Annotated in this window: 24 protein-coding genes; 8 read left to right on the top strand and 16 right to left on the bottom strand. The window is 62.8% G+C overall.

What is annotated here, in order from left to right:
• Nucleotides 1-94: 94 nt before the first annotated feature.
• The 4 genes from prmC to NKJ89_RS18145 all read right to left on the bottom strand — a co-directional run bounded on the left by prmC (nucleotide 95) and on the right by NKJ89_RS18145 (nucleotide 5,663).
• On the bottom strand, nucleotides 95-973 hold the full coding sequence (prmC, locus tag NKJ89_RS18160; protein ID WP_352604432.1) for a peptide chain release factor N(5)-glutamine methyltransferase: 879 nt from the start codon (nucleotides 971-973) through the stop codon (nucleotides 95-97).
• Nucleotides 966-2,045: a peptide chain release factor 1 gene (prfA, locus tag NKJ89_RS18155; protein WP_023757176.1), complete on the bottom strand. Its 1,080-nt coding sequence runs from the start codon at nucleotides 2,043-2,045 to the stop codon at nucleotides 966-968. The genes prmC and prfA overlap by 8 nt, the downstream gene beginning before the upstream one ends.
• 10 nt (nucleotides 2,046-2,055) lie before the next feature.
• Entirely contained in the window at nucleotides 2,056-4,326 is a 2,271-nt protein-coding gene (gene ptsP / locus NKJ89_RS18150) for a phosphoenolpyruvate--protein phosphotransferase (protein ID WP_023757177.1), read from the bottom strand.
• 83 nt (nucleotides 4,327-4,409) lie between these two features.
• A complete protein-coding gene (locus NKJ89_RS18145; RefSeq protein WP_352604430.1) occupies nucleotides 4,410-5,663 on the bottom strand; it encodes an aspartate kinase in 1,254 nt (417 codons plus the stop codon).
• A gap of 259 nt (nucleotides 5,664-5,922) precedes the next feature.
• On the opposite strand from NKJ89_RS18145, the gene NKJ89_RS18140 reads away from it, so the two are divergent.
• Entirely contained in the window at nucleotides 5,923-7,764 is a 1,842-nt protein-coding gene (locus tag NKJ89_RS18140) for a CHASE3 domain-containing protein (RefSeq protein WP_352604510.1), read from the top strand.
• Between the two features lie 71 nt (nucleotides 7,765-7,835).
• Here the strand turns inward: NKJ89_RS18140 and NKJ89_RS18135 are convergent, their stop codons facing one another.
• A complete protein-coding gene (locus NKJ89_RS18135; RefSeq protein WP_352604428.1) occupies nucleotides 7,836-8,078 on the bottom strand; it encodes a putative glycolipid-binding domain-containing protein in 243 nt (80 codons plus the stop codon).
• A 177-nt stretch (nucleotides 8,079-8,255) separates the two neighbouring features.
• Here NKJ89_RS18135 and ubiG point away from each other — a divergent pair, with 177 nt between their 5' ends.
• Nucleotides 8,256-9,005: a bifunctional 2-polyprenyl-6-hydroxyphenol methylase/3-demethylubiquinol 3-O-methyltransferase UbiG gene (ubiG, locus tag NKJ89_RS18130; protein ID WP_023757181.1), complete on the top strand. Its 750-nt coding sequence runs from the start codon at nucleotides 8,256-8,258 to the stop codon at nucleotides 9,003-9,005.
• 84 nt (nucleotides 9,006-9,089) lie between these two features.
• Here the strand turns inward: ubiG and NKJ89_RS18125 are convergent, their stop codons facing one another.
• Entirely contained in the window at nucleotides 9,090-10,004 is a 915-nt protein-coding gene (locus NKJ89_RS18125) for a DMT family transporter (RefSeq protein ID WP_352604426.1), read from the bottom strand.
• A 97-nt stretch (nucleotides 10,005-10,101) separates the two neighbouring features.
• On the opposite strand from NKJ89_RS18125, the gene NKJ89_RS18120 reads away from it, so the two are divergent.
• A complete protein-coding gene (locus NKJ89_RS18120) occupies nucleotides 10,102-10,629 on the top strand; it encodes a MarR family winged helix-turn-helix transcriptional regulator (RefSeq protein ID WP_352604424.1) in 528 nt (175 codons plus the stop codon).
• Here the strand turns inward: NKJ89_RS18120 and NKJ89_RS18115 are convergent.
• Genes NKJ89_RS18115 through NKJ89_RS18100 form a run of 4 tightly spaced genes read right to left on the bottom strand, consistent with a single transcriptional unit; the run spans nucleotide 10,592 to nucleotide 12,986 of the window.
• Nucleotides 10,592-11,017 (bottom strand): DUF1178 family protein, encoded by a 426-nt coding sequence (locus NKJ89_RS18115; RefSeq protein ID WP_023757184.1) that lies wholly within the window; start codon nucleotides 11,015-11,017, stop codon nucleotides 10,592-10,594. The two genes, NKJ89_RS18120 and NKJ89_RS18115, sit on opposite strands and share 38 nt — an antisense overlap.
• Nucleotides 11,014-11,877 (bottom strand): carbon-nitrogen hydrolase family protein, encoded by an 864-nt coding sequence (locus NKJ89_RS18110; RefSeq protein WP_352604422.1) that lies wholly within the window; start codon nucleotides 11,875-11,877, stop codon nucleotides 11,014-11,016. Before NKJ89_RS18110 ends, NKJ89_RS18115 begins: the two co-directional genes overlap by 4 nt.
• An 11-nt stretch (nucleotides 11,878-11,888) precedes the next feature.
• Entirely contained in the window at nucleotides 11,889-12,158 is a 270-nt protein-coding gene (grxC, locus tag NKJ89_RS18105) for a glutaredoxin 3 (protein WP_023757186.1), read from the bottom strand.
• Between the two features lie 27 nt (nucleotides 12,159-12,185).
• Nucleotides 12,186-12,986: a ComF family protein gene (locus NKJ89_RS18100; protein WP_352604420.1), complete on the bottom strand. Its 801-nt coding sequence runs from the start codon at nucleotides 12,984-12,986 to the stop codon at nucleotides 12,186-12,188.
• A 63-nt stretch (nucleotides 12,987-13,049) separates the two neighbouring features.
• Here NKJ89_RS18100 and NKJ89_RS18095 point away from each other — a divergent pair, with 63 nt between their 5' ends.
• Complete coding sequence (locus NKJ89_RS18095; RefSeq protein ID WP_352604418.1) at nucleotides 13,050-13,925, top strand: methyltransferase domain-containing protein; 876 nt, start codon at nucleotides 13,050-13,052, stop codon at nucleotides 13,923-13,925.
• A 28-nt stretch (nucleotides 13,926-13,953) separates the two neighbouring features.
• Here the strand turns inward: NKJ89_RS18095 and NKJ89_RS18090 are convergent, their stop codons facing one another.
• The 5 genes from NKJ89_RS18090 to argJ all read right to left on the bottom strand — a co-directional run bounded on the left by NKJ89_RS18090 (nucleotide 13,954) and on the right by argJ (nucleotide 17,163).
• Entirely contained in the window at nucleotides 13,954-14,139 is a 186-nt protein-coding gene (locus tag NKJ89_RS18090) for a Flp family type IVb pilin (protein ID WP_023757189.1), read from the bottom strand.
• Between the two features lie 109 nt (nucleotides 14,140-14,248).
• The gene (locus NKJ89_RS18085) at nucleotides 14,249-14,563 is read right to left on the bottom strand and encodes a hypothetical protein (protein ID WP_023757190.1); all 315 of its coding nucleotides are present in this window, start codon (nucleotides 14,561-14,563) and stop codon (nucleotides 14,249-14,251) included.
• A gap of 129 nt (nucleotides 14,564-14,692) precedes the next feature.
• Nucleotides 14,693-15,115, bottom strand: coding sequence for a (deoxy)nucleoside triphosphate pyrophosphohydrolase (locus NKJ89_RS18080; protein ID WP_023757191.1), 423 nt, complete (start codon nucleotides 15,113-15,115; stop codon nucleotides 14,693-14,695).
• A gap of 24 nt (nucleotides 15,116-15,139) precedes the next feature.
• Nucleotides 15,140-15,892, bottom strand: a complete 753-nt coding sequence (locus NKJ89_RS18075) for a GNAT family N-acetyltransferase (RefSeq protein ID WP_352604416.1) — start codon at nucleotides 15,890-15,892, stop codon at nucleotides 15,140-15,142.
• Nucleotides 15,893-15,921: 29 nt separating this feature from the next.
• On the bottom strand, nucleotides 15,922-17,163 hold the full coding sequence (gene argJ, locus NKJ89_RS18070) for a bifunctional glutamate N-acetyltransferase/amino-acid acetyltransferase ArgJ (RefSeq protein WP_352604414.1): 1,242 nt from the start codon (nucleotides 17,161-17,163) through the stop codon (nucleotides 15,922-15,924).
• A 481-nt stretch (nucleotides 17,164-17,644) separates the two neighbouring features.
• Between argJ and NKJ89_RS18065 the strand changes: the two genes are divergently transcribed.
• Nucleotides 17,645-18,244: a TetR/AcrR family transcriptional regulator gene (locus NKJ89_RS18065; RefSeq protein ID WP_352604412.1), complete on the top strand. Its 600-nt coding sequence runs from the start codon at nucleotides 17,645-17,647 to the stop codon at nucleotides 18,242-18,244.
• 55 nt (nucleotides 18,245-18,299) lie between these two features.
• Here the strand turns inward: NKJ89_RS18065 and NKJ89_RS18060 are convergent, their stop codons facing one another.
• Nucleotides 18,300-19,217, bottom strand: a complete 918-nt coding sequence (locus NKJ89_RS18060; protein WP_352604410.1) for a peptidylprolyl isomerase — start codon at nucleotides 19,215-19,217, stop codon at nucleotides 18,300-18,302.
• Between the two features lie 247 nt (nucleotides 19,218-19,464).
• Here NKJ89_RS18060 and secA point away from each other — a divergent pair, with 247 nt between their 5' ends.
• The 3 genes from secA to NKJ89_RS18045 all read left to right on the top strand — a co-directional run bounded on the left by secA (nucleotide 19,465) and on the right by NKJ89_RS18045 (nucleotide 23,839).
• Complete coding sequence (gene secA, locus NKJ89_RS18055) at nucleotides 19,465-22,197, top strand: preprotein translocase subunit SecA (RefSeq protein ID WP_352604408.1); 2,733 nt, start codon at nucleotides 19,465-19,467, stop codon at nucleotides 22,195-22,197.
• A 444-nt stretch (nucleotides 22,198-22,641) separates the two neighbouring features.
• Nucleotides 22,642-23,076: a hypothetical protein gene (locus NKJ89_RS18050; RefSeq protein ID WP_352604406.1), complete on the top strand. Its 435-nt coding sequence runs from the start codon at nucleotides 22,642-22,644 to the stop codon at nucleotides 23,074-23,076.
• Between the two features lies 1 nt (nucleotide 23,077).
• Nucleotides 23,078-23,839 carry an Ntn hydrolase family protein gene (locus NKJ89_RS18045; RefSeq protein ID WP_352604404.1) on the top strand — a complete coding sequence of 254 codons (762 nt, stop codon included), beginning with the start codon at nucleotides 23,078-23,080 and terminating at the stop codon, nucleotides 23,837-23,839.
• Nucleotides 23,840-24,095: the final 256 nt, after the last annotated feature.

The raw sequence follows: 24,095 nt of genomic DNA, 5'->3' as shown, positions 1-24,095 counted from the left end.
CCGAATCGCTAAGAGCACTGCCTGCTTCGTCTCATCCGGTTAAGGCGACCCTAGCCGCATTCCCCGGCATTGCCAAGCGCTTTTTTGCACTGCATCAAGGCTTTATCCTTTCAAAGACAAGAACCCTGTCGTTTCCGCCAAGATCCCGAAAAGCACCACCCGGCACGTAGCCGGCAACTGTGAATGTCTTCGAGACTTGATCGTGCTGCGTGTGGCCGATCTCGACCGCAATCCTGCCTTCAGTTTCCAAAAACCTCGCCGCCTCCGCGGCGATGATCCTATAGGGGTTCAGACCATCCGCGCCGCCATCCAAGGCCAAGCGCGGGTCGAAATTGCGGACTTCGTCCTGCAGATTTCCTATGTCTTCAGAGGGTATATAGGGAGGGTTTGCGGCAATTACATGGTACCGGCCCGAAACTTTTTCAAGCCAGTCCGACTGGAGCGCTGTGAACCGCCTTGCAAGGCCCAACTGCCCGGCATTGCGGGTCGCCGTCGCCAACGCGCCCGCGGACAGATCGACACCGGTGGCCGTAGCTGTCGGCACGGCGCTGAGCAGCGCCAGCGCAATGGCGCCGGTGCCGGTGCCAAGATCGAGGATCCGGCATACGCCCTCCCGCGCCGCGATTGCCTTGACGAAGGGCAACACCGCCTCGACCAGCGTTTCGGTATCCGGCCGCGGCTCCAGCGTTTCCGGCGACAGCGACAGGCGCAAACCGTAGAATTCACGATAGCCAAGGATGCGGTGCACCGGCTCACCGCCGGCGCGGCGCCGCAAGGCGGCGTCGATTTCGACAACAATATCAGCGTCGACCTTGCGTTCGGGGTCCGCGATGGCTTGCGTACGCGTGGTGCCGGAAAAATGCTCGACGATCAGCCGCGCATCGAGCGCCGGATCATTGGTAGCGGCAGCGGCAAGCCGAGCCTGCGCTTCCCGCAGCAGCGGCCCGAGCGTCTCGGGCAGTTGATCAGCCATCGATGCCGATGTCGGCAAGCAGCTTCGACTGGTGATCGGCGATCAGCGCGTTGATGATCTCGTCGAGCTCGCCCATCATCACCCGGTCGAGCTTGTAGAGCGTCAGGTTGATGCGATGGTCGGTGACTCGGCCTTGCGGGAAATTATAGGTGCGGATGCGTTCCGAGCGGTCGCCCGAACCGACCTGCGACTTGCGCGATTCGGAACGCTCCTCGTCAGCCTTGCCGCGCTCCAGGTCATAGAGCCGGGCGCGCAGGATCTGCATGGCCTTCGCCCGATTCTGATGCTGCGACTTCTCCGCCTGCACCACCATGATGCCGGTTGGCAAATGGGTGATGCGAACGGCCGAATCGGTGGTGTTGACGTGCTGGCCGCCTGAACCCGAGGCGCGCATCGTGTCGATGCGGATGTCTTCGGCCCTGATGTCGATGTCGACCTCTTCGGCTTCCGGCAGCACTGCGACGGTTGCCGCCGACGTGTGGATGCGCCCGCTCGCCTCGGTCGCCGGCACGCGCTGCACGCGGTGTACGCCGGATTCGAATTTCAGATGCGCAAAGACGCCCTTGCCCGACACCGTGGCGATGATTTCCTTGTAGCCGCCGGCATCGCCTTCACTGGCCGAAGCCGTCTCGAAACGCCAGCCACGTTCGGCAGCGTAGCGCTCATACATGCGAAACAGATCGCCGGCGAAAAGGGCGGCCTCATCGCCGCCGGTTCCGGCACGAATTTCGAGAATGGCGTTCTTGTCGTCGGCGGCATCCTTGGGCAACAGCAGGATCTGGATGTCCCTCTGCAGCGCCTCGATGCGTTCCTCGACCTCCGGCAGGTCGGCCTCGGCAAGCGCCCGCATCTCGGCATCGGTGCCCTTGTCGGCAAGCATGGCTTTGAGGTCGGCCTGCTCATGCTCGGCCAAGCGCAGTGCCCTGACCTTGGCCACCATGTCCTGAATGTCGGCATATTCGGACGCCATCCGTACATAGGCATCCGGCGCCGGGCCAGCCGACATCTGCGCTTCGAGCATCTCGAAACGCTTGACGACTTGATCCATACGATCGCGGGGCAGGTTGACCATGATGAGGACGCTACAATGGAATCGAACGGTCGTCGGCAAAGGCCTGCAGCAGCGCCCGCATCGGCAACCCCTGCGCCGGCGCCATCAGATTGTCGTCGAAGAACGCCTCCAGCTCATCCAGCGGCAGTTCCGTCAGCATCGCCTTGACCGGGCCGATCGAGGCCGGCGACATCGAGATGGAGCGGAAGCCGAGGCCGATCAACGCCATCGCCGAGATGGGTTTTCCGGCGAGTTCGCCGCACAGGGTCACCGGCGTGTGGTTGCGGACGCCGGCATCGGCGATCTGCTTGAGCACCCGCAGGAACGGCGCCGACAGCGTGTCGAAGCGGTTGGCCAATTGAGTGTTGCCGCGGTCGACGGCCATGACGAACTGGAACAGGTCGTTCGAACCGACCGACACGAAATCGACGGCCTTCATCAATTCGTCGAGCTGGAACAAAAGCGACGGCACTTCCAGCATGGCGCCCAGCTTGAGGCTGGTCGGCAAATGATGGGCAAAACGCGACAGATGCCGCACCTCGCGATCGATGATCTCGCGCGCCTGGGCAATCTCGCCGAGTTCGGTCACCATCGGCAGCATCAGCTTCAACTCGCGCCCGCCGCTGGCCTTGAGCAAGGCGCGGATCTGGGTGCGCAGCAAGCCCGGCCGGTCCAGCGTCAGGCGGATCGCCCGCCAGCCAAGCGCCGGATTCTCCTCCTGGATAGAGCCCTTGAAGTAGGGCAGCACCTTGTCGCCGCCAATATCGATGGTGCGGAAGGTAACCGGCTTGCCGCGCGCCGCCTCAAGCACGTCGCGGTAAAGCTTTTCCTGGGCCTCGGCCCGGGGAAACGTCGAGGCGACCATGAATTGCAATTCGGTGCGAAACAGGCCGATGCCGGCCGCACCCGCCTCGGCGAGCTGCGGCAGGTCGACGGCAAGACCGGCGTTCATCAGCAGGTCGACCTGGACGCCGTCCTTGGTCGTCGACGGCTTCTTGCGCAGCTCGCGATAGACCTCTTGCCGGCGCGCCCGGAAACGCACCTTTTCGGCATAGGCGGCTTCGAGATCGGCCTGCGGCCGCAAATGGATCACGCCCTCTTCGCCATCGACTATGATGGCGTCGCCGTTTTCCGCCATGGAAACGGCGCCCTTCATCTGGCCGGCGACAGGGATGCCCATGGCACGCGCGACGATGACGACGTGACTGGTCGCGGCACCGTCCTCGAGCACCAGCCCGCGCATCTTGTCCCGGGGATAATCGAGCAGTTCGGCGGCCCCCATCGAACGGGCAACGATGATGGCGTCCTTCGGCAGCGATGCGGCGACATCCTCCGGCCCACGTCCCATCAGCTGGCGCAGCAGCCGGTTGGCGAGGTCGTCGAAGTCGCTCATCCGTTCGCGCAGATACGGATCGGTCATGTGCAGCATGCGGGCGCGCATGTCGCTCTGCACCTTTTCCACGGCAGCCTCGGCCGTCAGGCCGTTGCGGATCGCCTCCTCAAGCCGCCGCACCCAGCCGCGGTCGTTGGCGAACATGCGATAGGCTTCCAGAACCTGGCGATGCTCGCCCTCGAAGGCAACATCGCGGCGCTCCAGCATGTCGTCGATGGACAGCCTGAGCGAGCCGAGCGAGGTTTCGAGCCGGCGGACCTCTTCCTCGCTGTCCTCGTTGAACAGATTGGTGACGACGATGCGCGGCTCGTGCAGCACGACATGGCCAAGCCCGACGCCGTCATTGAAGGACAGGCCGGTGAAGCTGACCGGGCGGCGCAGATCGAGTTCGAGCCCTGGCCTGGTCAGCCGCGCCAGATCGCCGGTGGCGATCATCTCGGCGATCACCATGGCGGTGGTTTCCAGCGCCTCGACCTCATCGTCACGGTAGTGACGCATGGTCTTGTTCTGCACCACCAGCACGCCCAATGTGCGCCCTGCCCGCAGCACCGGCACGCCGAGGAAGGAGTTGTAGATCTCTTCCCCGGTCTCCGGCAGATAAGCGAAGGCCGGGTGTTCCTGCGCATTCGAGAGATTGAGCGGCCGCGCGCTGGCCGCGATCGTGCCGACCAGGCCTTGCCCCAATCGCAACTGTGCCAGATGGACGGCGTTCGGGTTCAAACCCTCGGTGGCGTAGAGTTCGAGCACCGAATCGGAGCGCAGCACATAGAGCGAGCAGACTTCGGCGACCATATTGGAGGCGATGTCGCGCACGATCCGGTCAAGCCGCTCCTGCGGCTCCAGCGGCTCCTGCATGAGCTCGCGGAGCCGTTTCAGCAAAACGCGCGGGCCACTGGCCTGATCACGCATCGCGGCTTGTTCTCCAATGGGCATTCTGCCCGCCACAGTTTCCACTGCGACCGGCGCACACGCAACAACTCAAATCGTTCTCGCTACTGCTTATCCAGACCGTAGACGGAATGCAAAGTGCGAACCGCAAGTTCGGTGTACGGACCGTCGATCAGGATCGAAATCTTGATCTCCGAAGTCGTGATGGCACGGATGTTGATCGACTTGTCGGCCAGCGCCTTGAAAGCGGTGGCGGCGACGCCGGCATGGCTCCTCATGCCGATGCCGATGACCGAAACTTTCGACATGCCGGCTTCCGACTGCACGACATCGTAGCCGATCGACGCCTTGAGGCGCTCCAGCACGGCCAGCGCCTTGTCGACATCGCCCGACGGCACGGTGAATGTCATGTCGGTAGACTTTCCGTCCTCGGATATGTTCTGAACGATCATGTCGACATTGATGTTGGCCTCGGCCAGCGGCCCGAAGATGCCGGCGGCAACGCCCGGCCGGTCGCCGACCCGGCGCAGCGAAATCTGCGCCTCGTCCTTGGCATAGGCAATTCCGGTGACGACCTGTTGTTCCACGATCTCTTCCTCGTCGCAAATGAGCGTTCCGGGCGGATTGAGCAAATCCCCCATTCCGGGCGCATTGGGATCGTCGAAGGACGACCGCACGAAGGTACGCACCTTGTGCACCATGGCAAGCTCGACCGAACGAACCTGCAGAACCTTGGCACCGAGCGAGGCCATTTCAAGCATTTCCTCGAACGATATCTTGGCCAGGCGCCGCGCCTTGGGCTCGATGCGCGGGTCGGTGGTGTAGACCCCGTCGACATCGGTGTAGATGTCGCAACGATCGGCCTTGACCGCCGCCGCAATGGCGACCGCGCTGGTGTCGGAGCCGCCGCGGCCAAGCGTGGAGATGCGATTATCTGGACCGATGCCCTGGAATCCGGCGATCACCGCCACCTGGCCCTCGCCGAAGCGTTTGATCAGGAAGGCACCATCAATGTCGAGGATGCGCGCTGCGCCATGCGCATTGTCGGTCTTGATCGGGATCTGCCAGCCCTGCCAGGAGCGTGCATGCACGCCCATGTTCTGCAAGGTGATTGCCAGAAGGCCGGCCGTGACCTGTTCGCCGGAAGCGACGACCGCGTCATATTCGCGTGCGTCGTGCATCGGCGAGGCCTCGCGGGTCCAGCCGACCAGTTCGTTGGTCTTGCCGGACATCGCCGAAACAACCACCGCCACCTCATGGCCGGCGTCGACCTCGCGTTTCACATGACGCGCCACGTTGCGGATGCGGGCGATGTCGGCGACGGAGGTTCCGCCGAATTTCATCACGATGCGCGCCATGGAAGCGAAATGCCTTTGACTGAAGCCGGATCCAGCCAAAAAAAGCGGGAATCCCGAAAAGTGGAAGGCCGGCTGACGCCGGCCGCTGAATGCGCGGCCTCCTTAGCCAAATGATGAAGGTTTCGCAAGGCTGGCGGCGGATTGCCGCCTTCAAGAAGGCGACATATTGCGTTCCGCCCCGCTGCCGCTTACGAAATACCGCCCAGGGGGAACTCCTTTTGGTTCAGCATTGCAGATGATTACTCGTCTTCGGCGTGCCATGCGGTGGCAATCGCTCCCGCTCATCATCGGCTTCGCGGTGTTGGCGCTGATCGTCGGAAGCCGTGCCATGCTGGTCGAGGGCCAGAGGGCTAATCGCGCCGCCGCGCGCGAAGCAATCGAGTATCAGGAATTGCTTTCGGGCCTGCTTTCGCTGGCGCAAGACGCGGAGGGCGGTCAGCGCGGCTATCTGCTGACCGGCGAGAAATCCTATCTCGAACCCTATCGGCAAGCCGTCGGCGCAATTCCCGAGCGACTTGCGCATATCGAAGGCATGACCACCCCCGACGACCAGGTCGTCCAGCAAATCAACCACATCAAGGAGGCGCTATCGCAAAAGCAGGCCGAAATGGCCGAGACGATTGCGCTGTATGACCAAGGCAATGCGACAAAGGCGCTGGATCTGGTCCGCAGCGGCCAGGGCAAGGCCGCCATGGACGAAATCCGGACAAGCATGGATGCGATCCGACGCATCAGCGCCGCCGCCCTCGCTGCGCGCGACATTCATACCGACCAGGTCGAGGCCTGGCTGCGCATCGGTTCGCTGGCGGCGCTGCTGGCGATCTTCCTGCTTGCCGCCTACACGATCAGGCAATCGCGTCGCCGCTTTCACGACGTGGTCGTCGTCCAGGAAGAACTGATGCGCAAGAACATCGCGCTCGGCCATGAGATACAGACGCGCGAAAAGGCCGAATCCCAGATACGCCAGATGCAGAAGATGGAGGCAGTCGGCCAGCTGACGGGCGGTATCGCCCACGATTTCAACAACATGCTGGCTGTGATCATCAGTGCCATGAACCTCGCCCAGCGCAAACTCGCGCGCGGCGAACACGACATCGAAAAATTCATCGAAGCGGCGGTCGACGCTGCGACCCGTGCCGCCAATCTGACGGCCCGGCTGCTCGCCTTCTCGCGTCAGCAGCCACTGGCGCCGCAGATCGTCGACGCCAACCGTCTGCTGACCGGAATGTCGGACCTGATCCGGCGGGCACTCGGCGAAGCCATCCGCATCGAAACCGTGCTGGCGGGCGGCTTGTGGAAGATCCATGCCGACCCGAGCCAGATCGAGAACGCCATTCTCAACCTCGCCGTCAATGCACGCGACGCCATGGGCGATGGCGGCAAGCTGACCATCGAAACCGCCAACAGCCATCTCGACGACAACTACGCCGCGGCACATGCCGATGTCGAGGCCGGCCAGTATGTGATGATCGCCGTCAGCGACACCGGTTCGGGCATGGCCCCCGAAATCATAGCCAGGGCCTTCGAGCCCTTCTTCACCACCAAGCCGGTCAACAAGGGCACCGGCCTGGGACTGAGCCAGGTATTCGGTTTCGTCAAACAGTCGGGTGGCCACGTCAAGATCTATTCCGAACCCGGCGAAGGCACGACGGTCAAGATATACTTGCCGCGATTCTTCGACCCGCAGGGACCTGTCGTGTCGGGCGGGCGCGGCGAGAATCCCGCCGCACCGGTCACCGAAACGATCCTTGTCGTCGAGGACGATGCCGGCGTGCGTGCCTCCACCACGGATGCCTTGCGCGAACTTGGCTACGCCGTCATCGACGCCGCAAGTGGCCAGGAAGCGTTGCAGAAACTGGCGGAAAACCCCGGCATCGCACTTCTGTTCACCGATATCGTCATGCCCGTGATGAACGGCCGCAAGCTGGCGCAAGAGGCGGTCGCGCGCATGCCGCGGCTGAAGGTGATCTTCACCACCGGCTTCACCAGGAATGCCGTGGTCCACAATGGCGTGCTCGACCATGACGTGCATTTCCTGGCCAAGCCCTTCACCATCGAGCAGTTGGCGACAAAACTGCGCGACGTGCTGGACACGAAATAGGCCGCATCGGAATGATGCTTGATCGCTTCAGCCTGATGCAGCCGAGCTTATCCACAGGCCAGGATAATCGACTACGAACCCGCACGGCGAAACGTTAAGGACCTCGTCATAGCCGAACCGTCGACCTGCGCCGCCCGTGTGCGCCAGCCGGCATCGCAATCCACCTCATAGGCAAGGCAGCACGGCTGGCCGTCCTGGATGAAGATGGCCTGCCCCTCGAGGCTGTGCCCGCCGTCGTTCGGCGAAAGCAGGCAGGCGTCGTAGCCCTCCAGGTCCAGCCGGCGCCAGAGGATCGAAGCCGTTTCCTCTTTCATCGTCATCTCCTTCGAACTTAAAGCCTGTCTTCTTTTCGCCCGGCCAATTGTGTTTCGACGAGGTGCCCGACAGGTGACATGTGCTGACAGAACCTGTCGCTTCGACGGCATCGAAAAATGCTGCCTTGACATTCGCGGTCTCACGCCCGACTTCCTAGCGTTCGAGGAGACCAATCTATGCCAGAGCCCCGACGATCGACGATCGATGCCGGAGAGGTGGAACGCTTTTCCGCCCTTGCCGCCGAATGGTGGAACCCGAACGGCAAGTTCCGTCCGCTGCACAAATTCAATCCGGTCCGGCTGTCCTATATCCGTGACCAAATAGCGACGCGCTTTGGCCGTGATCCACGCGCCGCGAGGCCTTTCGAGGGTCTACGCATCCTCGACATCGGCTGCGGCGGCGGCCTGTTATGCGAGCCGATGGCGCGGCTTGGCGCCGAAGTCGTTGGGGCGGATGCCTCCGAAACAAACATCGAAGTGGCGAAGCTGCATGCGGCCGAGGTCAATGTCAGCGTCGACTATCGCGCCACGACGGCCGAAGACCTTGCCGACGCCGGTGAGAAATTCGACGTCATCCTCAACATGGAAGTGGTCGAGCATGTCGCCGACATCGACCTGTTTGTCGCCAAATGCGGCGAGATGGTCCGGCCGGGCGGCATCATGTTCGTGGCCACCATCAACCGCACGCTGAAGGCGCTCGGTCTGGCCATCATCGGCGCCGAATACGTGCTGCGCTGGTTGCCGCGCGGCACCCACCAATTCGGCAAGCTGGTGCGCCCGGAAGAGCTTGAGAAGGCACTTGGCAGCGCTGGCCTCACCGTCATCGACCGCACCGGAGTGACCTACAATCCGCTCGCCGACCGTTGGGCGCGCTCGAAGGACATGGACGTCAACTACATGGTGCTGGCGGAAAAAAGCTCGGTCTGACCCTGTTCGGAATCGAGCGGCCGATAGCCACCGCGCCAATAGATCGCCCTGGGCGGCGAGGCCGATACCCGGTGGCGAAGCCGCTCACGCAGGTTGGCTTTGCGCCTTCGTGCTGATCTGATTTTGGGCACTGGTGGTGATGAAAACGCCGGCGGTGATGATGACCGCGCCCGCCCAGGTCAGCAACTGATACTGCTCGCCGAGGAAGATCGTGCCGGCAAACAGGCCGACGGCCGCCGCCACGTAGCCGATCTGGCTGAGGTAGACCGGACCGCCTACCGCCTGCAGCCTAAAGAAGAAGGCGAACATCGCCGACGCCGACGCAGCCTGCGCGACGACCACCATCGGCACGCCGCTCAGGGGAGCGAAGGCCTTGACGCCGAACAGAGCCAGAATGCCGACAAGCAGTATCGCCGCCGATGCCAGGTGGCTGCCGACGGCAAGCTCGATGGGGCCGGTGCCCTGGGGCCAGTCGGCCGTGCGGTAGATGTTGCCGGCGGCAAGGCTGACCGGAATGAGCAGCCCCATCACCACCCAGAACAGATCGGCCGGTTGGCCGGCCTCGCCGCGCGTCACCGCCACCATGACGGCGCCGACAAAGCCGACGGCAATGCCGACAATGCCCAGCATGTTCGGGCGCCGGACACGCAGCAGGATCGAGAACACCAGCGTGATGACCGGCGACAGGGTGAACATGATGCCGGTGTAGCCGGCGCCAAGATGCGGAATGGCCGAGAACATCAGGAGATTGGGCACGGCATAGGACACCGCCGCGGTGACGAAGAAATAGCGCAATTTGTGCGCCGTGAGCCGGACGCGCTGGCCGCGTAGCAGCAAGGCGCACAACAGCACGCCGCCGGCGCCAAGCGAGATGACGAAAGCCCAGACCATGGCCGGTACGCCGGCCGCCGTGGCGAGCTTGCCGAATGGCAGCGTCAGGCCGAGCAAACCGCCGGTGACGACCAGCAGTCCGAGCGCCGAATCCCAGAGAAATTTCATGATCGAACCCTGTTGCGAGCGGCCCTTGGCCGGCATTGCATCTTGAGGTAAGATAATCGAAAGATTCTTAACGTCAAGATATATGATGGTGAGACAGTTGGACAGGGCAGCAAGGGCGATCGAGCAATGGAAGCGGGAGCGGCCCGATCTGGATGTCTCGCCGATGGCAGTGCTCGGGCGGCTGAACGAGGCCGCCTCGCTGATCGCCCGCGAGCACCTCGGTCCATTGTTTGCCCGTTATGGATTGCAATCCGGGGAGTTCGATGTGCTGGCCACGCTGCGCCGTTCTGGCTCGCCTTACGCGCTGACGCCGACCGCCCTCTATGAAGCAACGATGGTAACGTCCGGCGCCATGACCAACAGGCTCGACCGGCTCGAAACGTCCGGATTGATCCTGCGCGGGCCACACCCCAACGATCGGCGCGGCATTGTCGTGCGGTTGACTGAAAAGGGTCTCGCTTTGATCGACGAGGCAGTTACCGCCCACGTTGCCAACGAGCACAAGATTCTGGCGAGCCTGACGCAGGCAGAAAAGGAAACGCTCTCTCGGCTGCTTGAAAAGCTGATCGGCAGCGTCGGCCAGCCGCTCAGTTGCGGTCGTCCGGGAACACCGGAATCGGCATGAACTCGACGCCGTCCTCGGCCAGGCTCTTGGCCTCGTCCAGCGTCGCCTCGCCATAGATGCCGCGCGGGTCGCTTTCGCCGAAATGGATTTTTCGGGCTTCCTCGGCAAATTTGTCGCCGACATAGTCGGCATTCTCGCGCACCTTCTCGGCCATCGCCTTCAACTGCGCCAAAGCCTGCTTCTGCGCCTCGCCCATGGCGAGCGCGATCGTTTCCTGCTTGCGCGCCGTGGAGACGGCCGGCGCCATCAGCGCCTTCTGCACCTTGTGCGAACCGCAGGTCGGGCAATCGACAAAGCCGCGCTTCTTCTGGGTGTCGAAGTCTTCGTTGCTGCGAAACCAGCCTTCGAATTCGTGCTCATGCTCGCAGATCAGGGAAAAACGGATCAAGAGGCTGCACCCCTGAGACGCGGCACCTCGCCCGAGCCGTTGACGGCAAAATCCCGCGCATTTTTCAAATTGGGGATCTTCTTGCGCGCGGCAAGCGACTGCGCCGGGTCGATTTCGGCGACGATCACCGCCGGCTCATCATGTGCGGCTTCCGCGATGATACGGCCCCACGGATCGACGACCAGCGAATGGCCATAGGTCTCGCGGCCGTCTTCATGCAAGCCGCCTTGCGCGGCGGCGACGACATAGGCGCCGTTCTCGATGGCGCGTGCCCTGAGCAGCACATGCCAGTGCGCCTCGCCGGTCTGGCGGGTGAAGGCGGCAGGTACGGAAAGCAGGTCGGCGCCAGCCAGTGCCTCGGCGCGGAACAATTGCGGGAAGCGCAAATCGTAACAGATCGCGAAGCCCAGTTTCGCGCCCTCGATCTCGGCCACGACAGCCTCGGTCCCCGGCTCATAGGCAGAGGATTCGCGCCAGCTCTCGCCATTGTCGAGATCGACGTCGAACATGTGGATCTTGTCGTAGGTGGCGAGCGTGGCGCCATCCGGGCCAAACAGCAGCGCCCGGTTGGCGAGCTTGCCGTCGGCGCGCGCGATGGCGGTCGAGCCTATATGCAGGAAGACACCGAGCTCCTCGGCAAGTCTGCGCGCGGTCGCGACGACGACATCCTTGTCCTCCGACATGAAGGACGCGGCGCGGGCTTGCCTGTCGCGGATCAGCGCGCCGGTCATCTCCGGCGTCTGGATGTAAGTCGCACCTTGGCCAGCAGCCTCACGCACCAGCCGCTCAAGATCGACCGCGTTGCGCTCGGGGCTTTCGCCTGAACGCATCTGGATCGCAGCCGCCTTGAAAACACCCATCGCAATCTTCCTCAATTCGTCGCGCCGTTGGCGAGCAGTTTGTCCAGCCGGCCTTCGGCTTCCAACTCGTGGAGGTCGTCGCAACCGCCGACATGCGTGTCGCCGACAAAAATCTGCGGAAAAGTCGAGCGGCCACGGGCGCGGGAGATCATCTCCTGGCGCAGTTCCGGCGAGAAGGAGGCATCGTGCTCGGTGAAGGCGACGCCTTTGCGTTCGAGCAGCCGCTTGGCTGCCGTGCAATAGCCGCACATCATGCGGGTGTAGATGGTGACTTCGGCCATGACGAATTTCCGCTGTTCCTTGCCGACTTATATAGTCACGGACTCGTCTGCCCGGAAGTCCCCCGGCAACACACGCGCGAAGGTCAGCACGTCGACGGCGGCCGCACCTCCCCTTTTGAGCGCCTTGGTGGCGGAACGCACGGTGGCGCCGGTGGTGTAGACATCGTCGATCAAAAGCACTCGGCGGCCGGCGATCTCGATTTCCGCCTCGGCGGGCACGCGAAAGGCGGCCCGCACATTCTCCTCGCGCTCGCTGCGCTCCAGCCCAACCTGCTGCCGGGTGAGTTTTACGCGCCGCACCGCCGAGGGCGCGAACGGCAATTGACTGAGCGCCGAGACCGCCCTCGCCAATTCCGCCGACTGATTGAACCGTCGCCTGAAAAAGCGCCGCCAGTGCAGCGGTACCGGCACCACCACATCCGCCTGCGCGATGAGATCGGCACCGGCGCGCACCATCCAGCGCGCCATCCATGGCGCGAGATCGGTACGATCCTGGTATTTCAGCCCCTGCACCATCTGGCGGGCAACGCCGGAATAGGCCACAGCCGCCCGCGCCCGCTCGAAAGGCGGCGGATCGGCAATGGCCTCGGCGGACAGAAAGCCCTCGCCCATATGGTGGGTGAACGGGGTGCCCATCACCGGGCACCATGGCCGTTCCAGCAGCCTGAGCTTCGGCCAGCAGGCGCCGCACAGCACGCCGGGCTGCGAGACATGCCGCCGGCAACCGGCGCAGACCGGCGGAAACAGGATGCGCGCAGGCCAGCCGAGAGCCGATCGGGCGAAGCTGCGGATCTCGACGGACTTGATCTTGGGCATCGGATCGGCCACGTGGTTGGTCCTGCGATCACTATATCAACGATCTATAGGCGTGGACAAACAAGGATCTGCCCGTTGCAGCCGATAATCGATACCTCTCTGTGGCTGGCGCACAAGCGGCGCGCGCTTGCCCATCCGGTCGACGGCGCGGACTTCCTCATGCGCCGCACCGCAGAGGACCTTGCCGACCGCCTTGGTGCCGTCGAGCGCCGGTTCGGCAAGGCCGCCGTGCTGTTCTGCCAGACACCGGCTGCAACCGAAATGCTCGCCGAAAGCGGCAAGGTCGCCGACATTGTCCGCGTCGAGACGGATAGGGCGTTCCTGAACGATGGCGGCGCCGGCATGATCGCACCGCTCGAAACCGTGCCGTTCGAGGCGGAGAGCCTCGATCTGGCGGTCTCGCTTCTGTCGCTGCAGGCGATGAACGACATTCCCGGCATGCTGATCCAGATCCGCCGCGCATTGCGGCCGGACGGGCTTTTCCTCGGCGCCTTTGCCGGCGCCGGCACGCTTTTCGAGTTGCGCGAAAGCCTGCTTGCGGCGGAGACCGAGCTTTATGGCGGCGCCAGCCCGCGTGTGATCCCGTTCACCGACGTGCGCGAGGCCGGTGCGCTTCTGCAGCGCGCCGGTCTCGCTCTGCCGGTCGCCGACGTCGAGACGGTGACGGTGCGCTATGCCAGCCTGTTTAACCTGATGGCGGATTTGCGGGCCATGGGCGAGACCAATGCGCTCACCGATCGCAGCCGGAGGCCGGGCTCGCGCACGCTGTTTGCCCGCGCGGCGGAAATCTACGCAGAGCGGTTCTCCGACCCTGACGGCCGCGTGAGGGCAAGTTTCTCGATTGTCTGGATGTCCGGCTGGGCGCCCGACGCATCGCAGCAAAAACCGCTGAAGCCGGGTTCGGCCAAGGTTTCGCTGAAGGCGATCCTGGAGGCGCCAGACGGGCAATGATCCTGCCCGCAATCGCGGAAGAATTGGATCAGGGTGTGGGTGCGAAAGCGTTCGCAAGCCTGCTGCTGTTGTCGCTGAACAGCCAGATGATCCCGTCGCGGACCTGACCGATGCCGCCGACGATGGCCAGCGACAGCACCGCGATGATCACGCCATATTCGACGGCCGTGGCGCCCGTCTCGTCTTTCAGAAAACGCAGCAGCACTGCTTTCATGGCCTGAACCCCTCTGGCCCGGACCTTACCGGCGATCTGTTAAGAAAGGTTAACGGCAAAGGCTTAACAGGCCGTGAAACAGCCGCGTTCGCGAAAAGTCTTAACCATGTCAGCAATCGCCGCTGCTTCTGCCATTGGACCTGATGATGCAGACCGAACCGGGCTGCGGCTGCAGCACACTGCGGCGCAGCGTATAGGTTTCGCGATGACTCAGTGAGCCGGTGGCCGTCATGTCGAGCCCGGCAAGACCGTCGCGGGCAGACAGCGGGCGTGTCTGGTTGTCGAGGAAAGAAGTCGCGATCAGCGCCAGCGCCACCGCAGCCGAACCGAACAGCAGCGTGATGCGCAATATCCCCATGCCCGCATCGGCGGCGCGAAAGCCGCGCTCTGGCCGGATCGAGTCCCAATCCCTGTCTAGGCTCATGCTATCGCTCCCCAGCAAATCGGCGGCGCGACCGTGAAACGGCCATGCTTCAATTTTTCACGATGAGATAAATCTTCCATTAACGCTGGCTGATACGAGGGCTCGATCGGCAATCGGACGGGAGCGCGCTCAAAGAAGGTCGATGAGGAACGGGATCAGAGGCGCATCGGCCGGCGGCATCGGGTAGTCTCGCATCTGCTTCGGCCGCACCCATTTCAGCGCCTGCCCTTCCCTCGGCTGGGCAATGCCGCGAAAGCGGCGGCAGATGAAAAGCGGCATCAACAGGTGGAAATCGTCGTAGGAATGGCTGGCGAAGGTGAGCGGCGCCAGGCACGGAATGTCGGTTTCGACGCCGATTTCCTCGTGCAGTTCGCGAATGATGCATTGTTCGGGCGTCTCGCCGGGCTCGACCTTGCCACCGGGAAATTCCCACAGCCCGGCAAGTTGCTTGCCCTCTGGCCGCTGCGCCAAAAGCACCCGGCCGTCGGCATCGACCAGCGCGCAGGCAGCGACCAGGAGCATGCGCTTGCCGGCGATCATCACATCACTCATGGCCAACTTCACTCATGGTCAACTTCACCCATGACCGGGCGGCCGGCGGTAATGGTAGCGGTAGACTTCGTCGAAGCCGAGCGAATGGTAGAGCGCCAGCGCCGGCACATTGCCGGCCTCGACCTGCAGCCAGGCTTCCCGTGCGCCTCGCAACCGCGCCCATTTCAGCGCCGACAGGATCAGGTTGCGGCCGTGGCCCTTGTTGCGCGCCGATTTGTCGGTGGCGACCTCGAACAGGCCGGCCAGATCGCCGTCATGCACGCAGATAAGCGTTGCCAGCGGCTCGATTCCATCTTCGAGCGCGAACAGGCCGGCCTCGGGCTGGATGGCGCCGATGATCTCCGACAGCCCAGGCCGCAGCGAAACTTCCGAACCGCTGACCTTGATCGAGGCGCCGATGAAGCGGCTGATGTCCTTCAGCGGAATCTGGTCCATAGCGGCGTCGAGTTGCGCGTCGGCCAGCGGCAGCCGCATCACCAGCGACTCGTCGAACCGGCTCCAGCCTTCCTTGTCAAGATGAATGGCGAGCTCGGAACCCGACAGCGGCGACATGCGAAACGTCAGAGGCCTGCCATAGGCATCGAAACGGCGGCTGGCCCGGCCGATACGGTCGGCAATGTGCTGGGTGTCGCCGGGATCGAGCGGGTTGACCGAGTTCAGCCGCTTGGCCGGATGGCCGGCGGTCAGCCGCACCACCCAGGTGCCGTCATAGTGGACGGCCGCTGCAGGCCAGGCGCGAAAGCCGGCCGCCTCGTAGCGGCGCACGATCGCGAGCATGCTTGCCGGATGCCTGGACCCCAAGACCATCAGCTCCGATAGTCGCCATTGATGGCGACATATTCCTTGGTGAGATCGCAGGTCCACACCGTCGCCTTGCCGCGGCCGATGCCGATATCGGCGCGGATGCGGATATCGTCGCGCTTCATGTAGGCTGACGTCGCCTGCTCGGAATAGGCGGGATCGCGCTCGCCTTCATACGCCAGCCTGTTGTCGCCGAACCAGATCGACAGCCGGTCGCGATCGGCGGGCTCGCCGGCCTTGCCGACGGCCATGACGACGCGGCCCCAATTGGCGTCCTCGCCGGCGACCGCCGTCTTGACCAGCGGCGAATTGGCGATCGACAGCGCGATGCGCTTGGCCGAGCGCGCCGATTTGGCGCCGGTGACGGTGACTTCGACCTGCTTGCGTGCGCCCTCGCCGTCGCGCACCACTTGCAGCGCCAGCGATTTCAGCACCTTGCCGAGCGCCCGGCGGAACGCTCCGAGGCGGGCATCCTTGGGGTCGGTTATGTCGGGCGCGCCGCGCTTGGCAGCCTTGCCGGTGGCGAAGATCAGCAACGTGTCGCTGGTCGAGGTGTCGCTGTCGACGGTGACCGCATTGAAGGTCTTCGCCGTGCCGCGCGACAACAGGTCCTGCAAAACAGGGGCGGCGATCGGCGCGTCGGTGGCGACGAAGGAGAGCATCGTTGCCATGTCGGGCGCGATCATGCCGGCGCCCTTGGAGATGCCGTTGATGGTGACGCTGGTGTCGCCGAGCTTGACAGTCGCGGTCGCCACTTTCGGATAGGTATCCGTGGTCATGATCGCCTTGGCCGCTTCGGTCCACAGGTCGGGCTTGCCGTTGCTGACCAGCCCCGCCAGCAGATGGCTGAATTTGCTGGTGTCGAGCGGCTCCCCGATGACGCCGGTCGACGCCAGGAAAACCTCGCTTGCCTTGCAGCCGGCCGCCTTGGCCGCCGCCTCGCCCGTCAATGCCGTCGATTCGCGGCCTTTCTTGCCGGTGAAGGCGTTGGCGTTGCCGGAATTGACGACCAGCACCCGCGCCTTACCGGCGCTGAGATTCTGCCGGCAGAAATCGACCGGCGCCGAGGGGCATTTCGACTTCGTGAACACGCCGGCGACCGCGGTGCCTTCATCGAAAACCATGGTCAGCAGATCGGTGCGGTTCTTGTACTTTATCCCCGCCTCGGCGGTGGCGATGCGCACCCCCTCAATGGCCGGCATCTTGGGGTATTTCTTCGGCGCAAGCGGCGAAATCGTCGTGGACATGGCGGCCTCGGGCGGGAAAATCGCAAGGGAAGGCCGGTTTGCCCGATACGCCGCGCTGGCGCAAGGGCGTTGTCGTCGCTTTGCAGGACGGGCCAACCCAGGATTAAGCGTGCATTTCAAATCTGTTGGCGTCGCCGGGAGCTATGGCGCCATGAGGTCATCGAGGGCAATGACCTCGGCAGGCGCGAACTCCAACGCAGCATCGGCGAGTTCTCCCCATCATGCCGATAGGAATTTTTTCCTTGACCTATGAGGGCAGCTATGCTAGATATTCAGCCATGGTGCTGATTTGCGCCAGTGACCCGCCGCACAGGCGGGTTTTTTGCGTTAGGGGTTTCTCCACCCAACACGTAAGGGCTCCAAGGGACAAAGTTATCGCGGGTTCATTGCCTACCGCGACCATCAGTTTGAAAACGCGGCGTTTCGTTTGAGGGCCGGGTCACCTATGCTGCCGGCAAACTTGGTGGCGAGGACGACAGAAATGGCCGAGGATGCCGATCCGGCGCGCAGATCGATCGGTGCGCGGCGCAACCCCGACAGCGCCGATGCCATTCTCGACGCCGCCGAGGCCGTGCTGGTCGAGGCCGGCTATGCCGGTTTCTCGATCGAGGCGGTGGCGCGGCGGGCCCGCGCCGGCAAACCCACCATCTATCGCTGGTGGCCGAGCAAGGCGGCATTGCTGCTCGAAGTCTACCAGCGCCAGAAACGCGTCGATGTTCCCGATACCGGGCGGCTGGAGGAGGATCTCGTAGGCTTCGTGAACAACCTGTTCGCCCACTGGCGCGAGACATCGTCGGGCAGCGTGTTCAGGTCGCTGATCGCCGAGGCTCAGTCGGACGATATGGCGGCGGCTGCGCTGAACGACTATGCGCGGGGCCGACGGTCCCATACCGGCCAGATCGTCGAACGCGCCAAGGCAAGGGGCGAAATCCCGACCGAGATCGATCCGGCTGTTGTCGCCGACCTGATCGCCTCCTTCGCCTGGAAGCATCTGCTGACCAACCGGCTCGACGAGGACGAGGCGACCATACGCAAGGCAGTCGGTTACATCATGCGAGGCATAGCGGCGCCCGGAAGGTAAAAAGGGCGCGGCAACCCTTGGCTGCCGCGCCCTTTTCAAAAAACTTCCTGCAGGCTTACTTGGCGCTTTCCAGCGTATCGACCGCCTGCTTCAGTTTCGCGTCGGGGATCTCGACCTTGGCGCCGGCGCGCAGCGACTTGACCAGCGCGAAATATTTGTCGCGGATGACCGCCTGCTTGGCCTGGTCCTTGACGTCGTCGAAGGCCGGCGGCTGCTTGGTGCGCTTGTCCTCGAGCTTGATGACATGCCAGCCGAACTGCGACTGCACCGGCTGCTTGGTGTATTTGCCGACCTCGAGCGCGAAGGCCGCCTTGTCGAACTCCGGCACCATCTGGCCGGGTCCGAACCAGCCGAGATCGCCGCCGCTGGTCTTGCCTGAAGGATCGCTGGTGTGCTCGTTGGCGAGCTTCTGGAAATCGGCGCCGCCGTCGAGCTGCTTGATGATGGCCTCGGCCTCTTCCTTGGTCTTGACGAGGATGTGGCGGGCATGCACCTCGTTGGTGGGCGGCGTGTTGGCGATTTCCTGGTCGTAGCGGGCGCGAACCTCGGCGTCGGTGACCTTGTTGACGACGCCCTTCTCGACCATCTCGCCATGCAGCGCACGCTGCTGCAGGAAGGCCATGCGGCGCTGGAAGTCGGGATCCTTGTCGAGCCCAGTCGTGACCGCCTGGGCGGCCATGACGCGGATTTCGATGGCGGCCGAAAGAGCGGCGGCGCGGCGCTGCTCGGGCGGCAGCTGGGCAAACTGCTGCGACAGCTCGCCTTCGGCAAGCACCAGGTCGGCCTCGGTCAAGGGCTGGCCGTTGACCGTGGCGATAATCGTATTCGGATCGACCGGTGCCGCGGCCGGCGCAGTTGCATCCGCCGGAGCGGGAGCGGTTTGCTGCGCCATCAGCGGCGACAGCGAAAGGGCCGACAAGCCGAAGGCCAAGCCAAGGCTGGCAAGCGACGCACGGCGGAACAACAAGGACATAAGACGACTCCGGTGGGGATTGTAAGGACGGGTGGCTTCCAGATCAGCCAGATTGTGGCGGAATTTGGCGCGCCCGGCAGGCCCAGCGCGGCGTTGACATCAGTTGAGCCCCCTCTTATCTGTCCAACGACTTTGCGTCCAGAACCGTTTTCCGGGCGCTTTTTGCGTTTGTCCACGTTCACGTGGAGTTGATGGGGCCGGCCGGCGCTCATCTCATGTTTGAGAATTCTATCGAAAGGACCATTGGATGGTCAGTCTCGGCGGTCTCGCCCGTAAGGTTTTCGGTTCCTCCAACGACCGTCGGGTCAAATCGACCCGGCCCCGTGTCGAGGCGATCAACGCCATGGAAAACGAGATGCGGGCGCTCTCCGACGAGGAGCTGGTCGGCCGCACCGCGAAATTCCGCCAGGACATCGCCAACGGCGCCACGCTCGATGACCTTCTGGTGCCCGCCTTTGCCACTGCGCGCGAGGCGGCGCGCCGCGTGCTCGGCATGCGCCCCTTCGATGTCCAGCTGATCGGCGGCATGGTGCTGCACAATGGCGGCATTGCCGAGATGCGCACCGGCGAGGGCAAGACCCTGGTGGCGACGCTGCCGGTCTACCTCAACGCGCTCGCCGGCAACGGCGTCCATGTCGTCACCGTCAACGATTATCTCGCCACCCGCGACTCCGAATGGATGGGCCGCGTCTACAAATTCCTCGGCCTCTCGGTCGGCGTCATCGTTCACGGCCTGTCCGACGAGGAACGCCGCGTCGCCTATGCGTCCGACGTCACCTACGCCACCAACAACGAGCTCGGCTTCGACTACCTGCGCGACAACATGAAATACGAGCGCGCCCAGATGGTGCAGCGCGGTCACAATTACGCGATCGTCGACGAGGTCGATTCCATCCTGGTCGACGAGGCGCGCACGCCGCTGATCATTTCCGGTCCGCTCGAGGACCGTTCGGAAATGTACAACACCATCGACACCTTCATCATCCAGCTGCAGCCGCAGGATTATGAGATCGACGAGAAACAGAAGACCTCGATCTTCACCGAGGAAGGCACCGAAAAGCTCGAAAACCTTTTGCGCGACGCCGACCTGCTCAAGGGCGAGTCGCTCTACGACGTCGAGAACGTCGCCATCGTCCACCACGTCAACAACGCGCTGAAGGCGCACCGGCTGTTCCAGAAGGACAAGGACTATATCGTGCGCAACGGCGAAATCGTCATCATCGACGAATTCACCGGCCGCATGATGCCGGGCCGCCGCTATTCGGAGGGCCTGCACCAGGCGCTCGAAGCCAAGGAGCATGTGGCGATCCAGCCCGAGAACCAGACGCTCGCCTCCGTCACCTTCCAGAACTATTTCCGCCTCTACAAGAAGCTCTCCGGCATGACCGGCACGGCGCTGACCGAGGCCGAGGAATTCGGCAACATCTACAATCTCGACGTCACCGAGATCCCGACCAATCTTCCGGTCATCCGCATCGATGAGGACGACGAGGTCTACCGGACGGTCGAGGAGAAATACAAGGCGATCGTCAGGGAGATCCGCGAAGCCAGCGCCAAGGGCCAGCCGACGCTGGTCGGCACCACGTCCATTGAAAAGTCCGAGCAGCTGGCCGAGCGCCTGCGCAAGGAAGGCTTCACCGGTTTCGAGGTGCTCAACGCCCGCCATCACGAGCGCGAGGCCGCGATCGTCGCACAGGCCGGCAAGCCGGGCGCCATCACCATTGCCACCAACATGGCCGGCCGCGGCACCGACATCAAGCTTGGCGGCAACGCCGAGATGCGCATCGAAGAGGAACTCGGCGACATGCCGGCCGGTCCGGAGCGCGAAGCACGCGAAAAGGAAATCCAGGCCGACGTCGAGCGCCTGAAGGAAAAGGCGCTGGCCGCCGGCGGTCTCTACGTGCTCGCCACCGAGCGCCACGAATCGCGCCGCATCGACAACCAGCTGCGCGGCCGCTCCGGTCGCCAGGGCGACCCCGGCCGCTCGAAATTCTTCCTGTCGCTGCAGGACGACCTGATGCGCATCTTCGGCTCCGAGCGCATGGACGGCATGCTGCAGAAGCTCGGCCTCAAGGAAGACGAGGCGATCATCCATCCGTGGATCAACAAGGCGCTGGAAAAGGCGCAGAAGAAGGTCGAGGCGCGCAACTTCGACATCCGCAAGAATCTGCTGAAATATGACGACGTCTCCAACGACCAGCGCAAGGTGGTGTTCGAGCAGCGCATCGAGCTGATGGACGGCGAAGGTCTCTCCGAAACCATCGCCGAGATGCGCGAGGGCGTCATCGACGAGATCGTCGCCAAGGCCATTCCCGAAAACGCCTATGCCGAACAGTGGGATGTCGCCGGCCTGAAGGCCGAGGCCGCCGAATTCCTCAACCTCGACCTGCCGATCGAAGAGTGGGTCAAGGAAGAGGGCATCGCCGAGGACGACATCCGCGAGCGCATCGCGCAGGCCGCCGACGCCGCCGCCAGGGAGCGCGCCGAGCGCTTCGGCCCCGAGGTGATGAACTATGTCGAACGTTCGGTGGTGCTGCAGACGCTCGACCATCTGTGGCGCGAGCACATCGTCAATCTCGACCATCTGCGTTCGGTCGTCGGCTTCCGCGGCTACGCCCAGCGCGATCCGCTGCAGGAGTACAAGAGCGAGGCGTTCGAGCTGTTCCAGGCGATGCTGGGCAATCTGCGCCAGGCCGTCACCGCGCAGCTGATGCGCGTCGAACTGGTCCGCCAGGCCGCCGAAGCACCGCCGCCCGAAGCCCCCGACATGTTCGGCACGCATATCGACGGCACCACCGGCGAGAATGACTTCGAAGGCGGCGAGACGGCGCTGCTGATCCGCCCGGAGACAACCGCCATCGTCGCCCCCGAAGACCGCGACCCCAACAACCCTGCCACCTGGGGCAAGGTCGGCCGCAACGAAGCCTGCCCCTGCGGCTCGGGGAAGAAGTACAAGCATTGCCATGGGGCGTTCGCGTAAGGGGCGCTATTCCTTCTCCCCGTCACTATACGGGGAGAAGGTGCCCGAAGGGCGGATGAGGGGCGGCGCGGACGTCAGCGATTAGCCAATCTCCCCACCTGAGGGGGAGATGGCCGGCAGGCCAGAGGGGGGCGCTTGGTCCGCTGAGTGGTGTCGCCTACGGACATATATTCTTATTCTCTTCGATATCGCCAGCGACCTGCACGACGCAAAAGCCCGGTCTTATGCACCAAACCCCGACGACGGGAGGGGACCGTGAGCTAGCGGCGCGCCGTGTGGGCGCGTACGGCGTTGGCCGCGATAGTTTTGATGGCGGCCGAGTTAATGCTCTGGGCGTCCCAATCCTCAGCATGGGTCTCATTCGGCTAGGTTTTCACTGTCCACGTTAACGTGATATGATTCGTTAGATGCTTAGTATCCCTTGGGGCAGGGGTGGAGAATGCTATGACCAGACAAGACTTGCTGCTTATGATGTTGGCGAGCGCCAATGGGCAGCCATTCACGCCTGTTCAAATTCAAAAAGCAATGTTTCTGGTTTCCAGAAATATCCCAGCAACCGTGAGTGAAGGTCCTGGGTTTAATTTTGTGCCCTATGACTATGGCCCATTCGATACCGCAGTGTACAACGAAGCTAACGCTTTAAGCAGTTCCGGGTTCGCAATCATCACTCCCTCTGGTTCTGGGCGCTGGAGCAATTATTCGGTTTCAGGCACCGGGCAAGCAAGAGGTCAAGAACTCTTGCAGCTACTAGAGCCACCAATTCGTGACTACATTCAGCAGGTTGCCACGTGGGTTCGCTCGCAGTCTTTCGGTAGCCTTGTTAAGTCAATTTATAATGCTTATCCTGATACCAAAGTAAATAGCATATTTAGAGACTAGTATGACCGTTTTGGTGGGCGTTCTTTGTTCTGACGGCGTGGTGATCGGCGCGGATAGCATAGCTACATCAGCCATTGGAATGAATCCCCTCGTTCAATTGCAAACAAATGGCAAAATTCAGATATTATCCGATCAGGTTATTGTAGCCGCAACTGGAGCGATAGGCTTCTCTCAACGCTTAAATTTTCACGTTGAGCAGGCTATTAAAGGTGATGTATTCAAGAACTTAAAGATAAACGAATGTACGACTAACATTTCAAAGCGATTCTTGACCGATTGCGCCGGTAGCATGGTTCAACAGAGCTCTCGAGGATTGGGGTTTGGCGCATTGCTGGCTGCCTTTATTCAAGGTGAACCGCGCTTAATCGAATATGGTACCCAAGATTTTCAGCCTGAGATAAAAAAAGATGCGCTGTTTTTTGTTTCAATGGGGTCAGGACAGATGCTTGCAGACCCATTCTTGGCATTTATTAGCCGCGTTCTCTGGAAAGACGCCCCTCCTACAGTCGAGCAAGGCAAGTTCGGAGTTTACTGGGCTCTTGACCACGCGATTAAGCTAGCACCTGGTGGGGTTGGTGCTCCCATCAAGCTCTCTGTATTGTCTCAGGTAAACGGCGCATGGGTGGCCAGTCTCCTACCTGATACCCAAGAGCAAGCTCAATACATAGTCGAGTTGGAGGGTCACATTGGTAGTTTTGCAAGGGCCACAATCGAAGACGCTGAGGCTACGCCCCCGCCCATAGCGCCAAAGATGCCTGCCTAGCGCCAGAGGCCTTAAGTGTGCCGCCGCCATTTCTTCGCGCCCCTAATACTCTCCTCTGCCTTTGGCCTTCCGCTTCCGCCAGACCTTCACGGAATTGACTAATCGGCTCGACAAGAGACGAGTTCCAACCCTTGGCCTGTACGATGCGCTGGGCCGTCTCTTTGTTTGACGTGCTGCCTTCCGCCTCTTGCTTCAGGATCCGCCTGTAATCTCGCCCTTTCGGAAACAGTTGGGTGGCGCCGCAATGGTGTGATCT

The sequence above is a fragment of the Mesorhizobium sp. M0047 genome (assembly GCF_040323315.1).
Lineage (GTDB): Bacteria > Pseudomonadota > Alphaproteobacteria > Rhizobiales > Rhizobiaceae > Mesorhizobium.
The sequence above is the reverse complement of the archived record's forward strand: the minus strand, read 5'-3'. Positions and strand labels throughout refer to the sequence as shown.

What these genes read in the sequence shown, in the direction of transcription:
- argJ (WP_352604414.1), bottom strand. Translation starts at nt 17,163, where the DNA reads ATGTCCACGACGATTTCGCCGCTTGCGCCGAAGAAATACCCCAAGATG.
- NKJ89_RS18085 (WP_023757190.1), bottom strand. Translation starts at nt 14,563, where the DNA reads ATGAGCCTAGACAGGGATTGGGACTCGATCCGGCCAGAGCGCGGCTTT.
- NKJ89_RS18145 (WP_352604430.1), bottom strand. Translation starts at nt 5,663, where the DNA reads ATGGCGCGCATCGTGATGAAATTCGGCGGAACCTCCGTCGCCGACATC.
- NKJ89_RS18050 (WP_352604406.1), top strand. Translation starts at nt 22,642, where the DNA reads ATGACCAGACAAGACTTGCTGCTTATGATGTTGGCGAGCGCCAATGGG.
- ubiG (WP_023757181.1), top strand. Translation starts at nt 8,256, where the DNA reads ATGCCAGAGCCCCGACGATCGACGATCGATGCCGGAGAGGTGGAACGC.
- secA (WP_352604408.1), top strand. Translation starts at nt 19,465, where the DNA reads ATGGTCAGTCTCGGCGGTCTCGCCCGTAAGGTTTTCGGTTCCTCCAAC.
- NKJ89_RS18110 (WP_352604422.1), bottom strand. Translation starts at nt 11,877, where the DNA reads ATGGGTGTTTTCAAGGCGGCTGCGATCCAGATGCGTTCAGGCGAAAGC.
- NKJ89_RS18125 (WP_352604426.1), bottom strand. Translation starts at nt 10,004, where the DNA reads ATGAAATTTCTCTGGGATTCGGCGCTCGGACTGCTGGTCGTCACCGGC.
- NKJ89_RS18135 (WP_352604428.1), bottom strand. Translation starts at nt 8,078, where the DNA reads ATGAAAGAGGAAACGGCTTCGATCCTCTGGCGCCGGCTGGACCTGGAG.
- prfA (WP_023757176.1), bottom strand. Translation starts at nt 2,045, where the DNA reads ATGGTCAACCTGCCCCGCGATCGTATGGATCAAGTCGTCAAGCGTTTC.
- NKJ89_RS18140 (WP_352604510.1), top strand. Translation starts at nt 5,923, where the DNA reads ATGCGGTGGCAATCGCTCCCGCTCATCATCGGCTTCGCGGTGTTGGCG.
- NKJ89_RS18065 (WP_352604412.1), top strand. Translation starts at nt 17,645, where the DNA reads ATGGCCGAGGATGCCGATCCGGCGCGCAGATCGATCGGTGCGCGGCGC.
- grxC (WP_023757186.1), bottom strand. Translation starts at nt 12,158, where the DNA reads ATGGCCGAAGTCACCATCTACACCCGCATGATGTGCGGCTATTGCACG.
- NKJ89_RS18075 (WP_352604416.1), bottom strand. Translation starts at nt 15,892, where the DNA reads ATGCTCGCGATCGTGCGCCGCTACGAGGCGGCCGGCTTTCGCGCCTGG.
- NKJ89_RS18060 (WP_352604410.1), bottom strand. Translation starts at nt 19,217, where the DNA reads ATGTCCTTGTTGTTCCGCCGTGCGTCGCTTGCCAGCCTTGGCTTGGCC.
- NKJ89_RS18045 (WP_352604404.1), top strand. Translation starts at nt 23,078, where the DNA reads ATGACCGTTTTGGTGGGCGTTCTTTGTTCTGACGGCGTGGTGATCGGC.
- NKJ89_RS18080 (WP_023757191.1), bottom strand. Translation starts at nt 15,115, where the DNA reads ATGAGTGATGTGATGATCGCCGGCAAGCGCATGCTCCTGGTCGCTGCC.
- ptsP (WP_023757177.1), bottom strand. Translation starts at nt 4,326, where the DNA reads ATGCGTGATCAGGCCAGTGGCCCGCGCGTTTTGCTGAAACGGCTCCGC.
- prmC (WP_352604432.1), bottom strand. Translation starts at nt 973, where the DNA reads ATGGCTGATCAACTGCCCGAGACGCTCGGGCCGCTGCTGCGGGAAGCG.
- NKJ89_RS18090 (WP_023757189.1), bottom strand. Translation starts at nt 14,139, where the DNA reads ATGAAAGCAGTGCTGCTGCGTTTTCTGAAAGACGAGACGGGCGCCACG.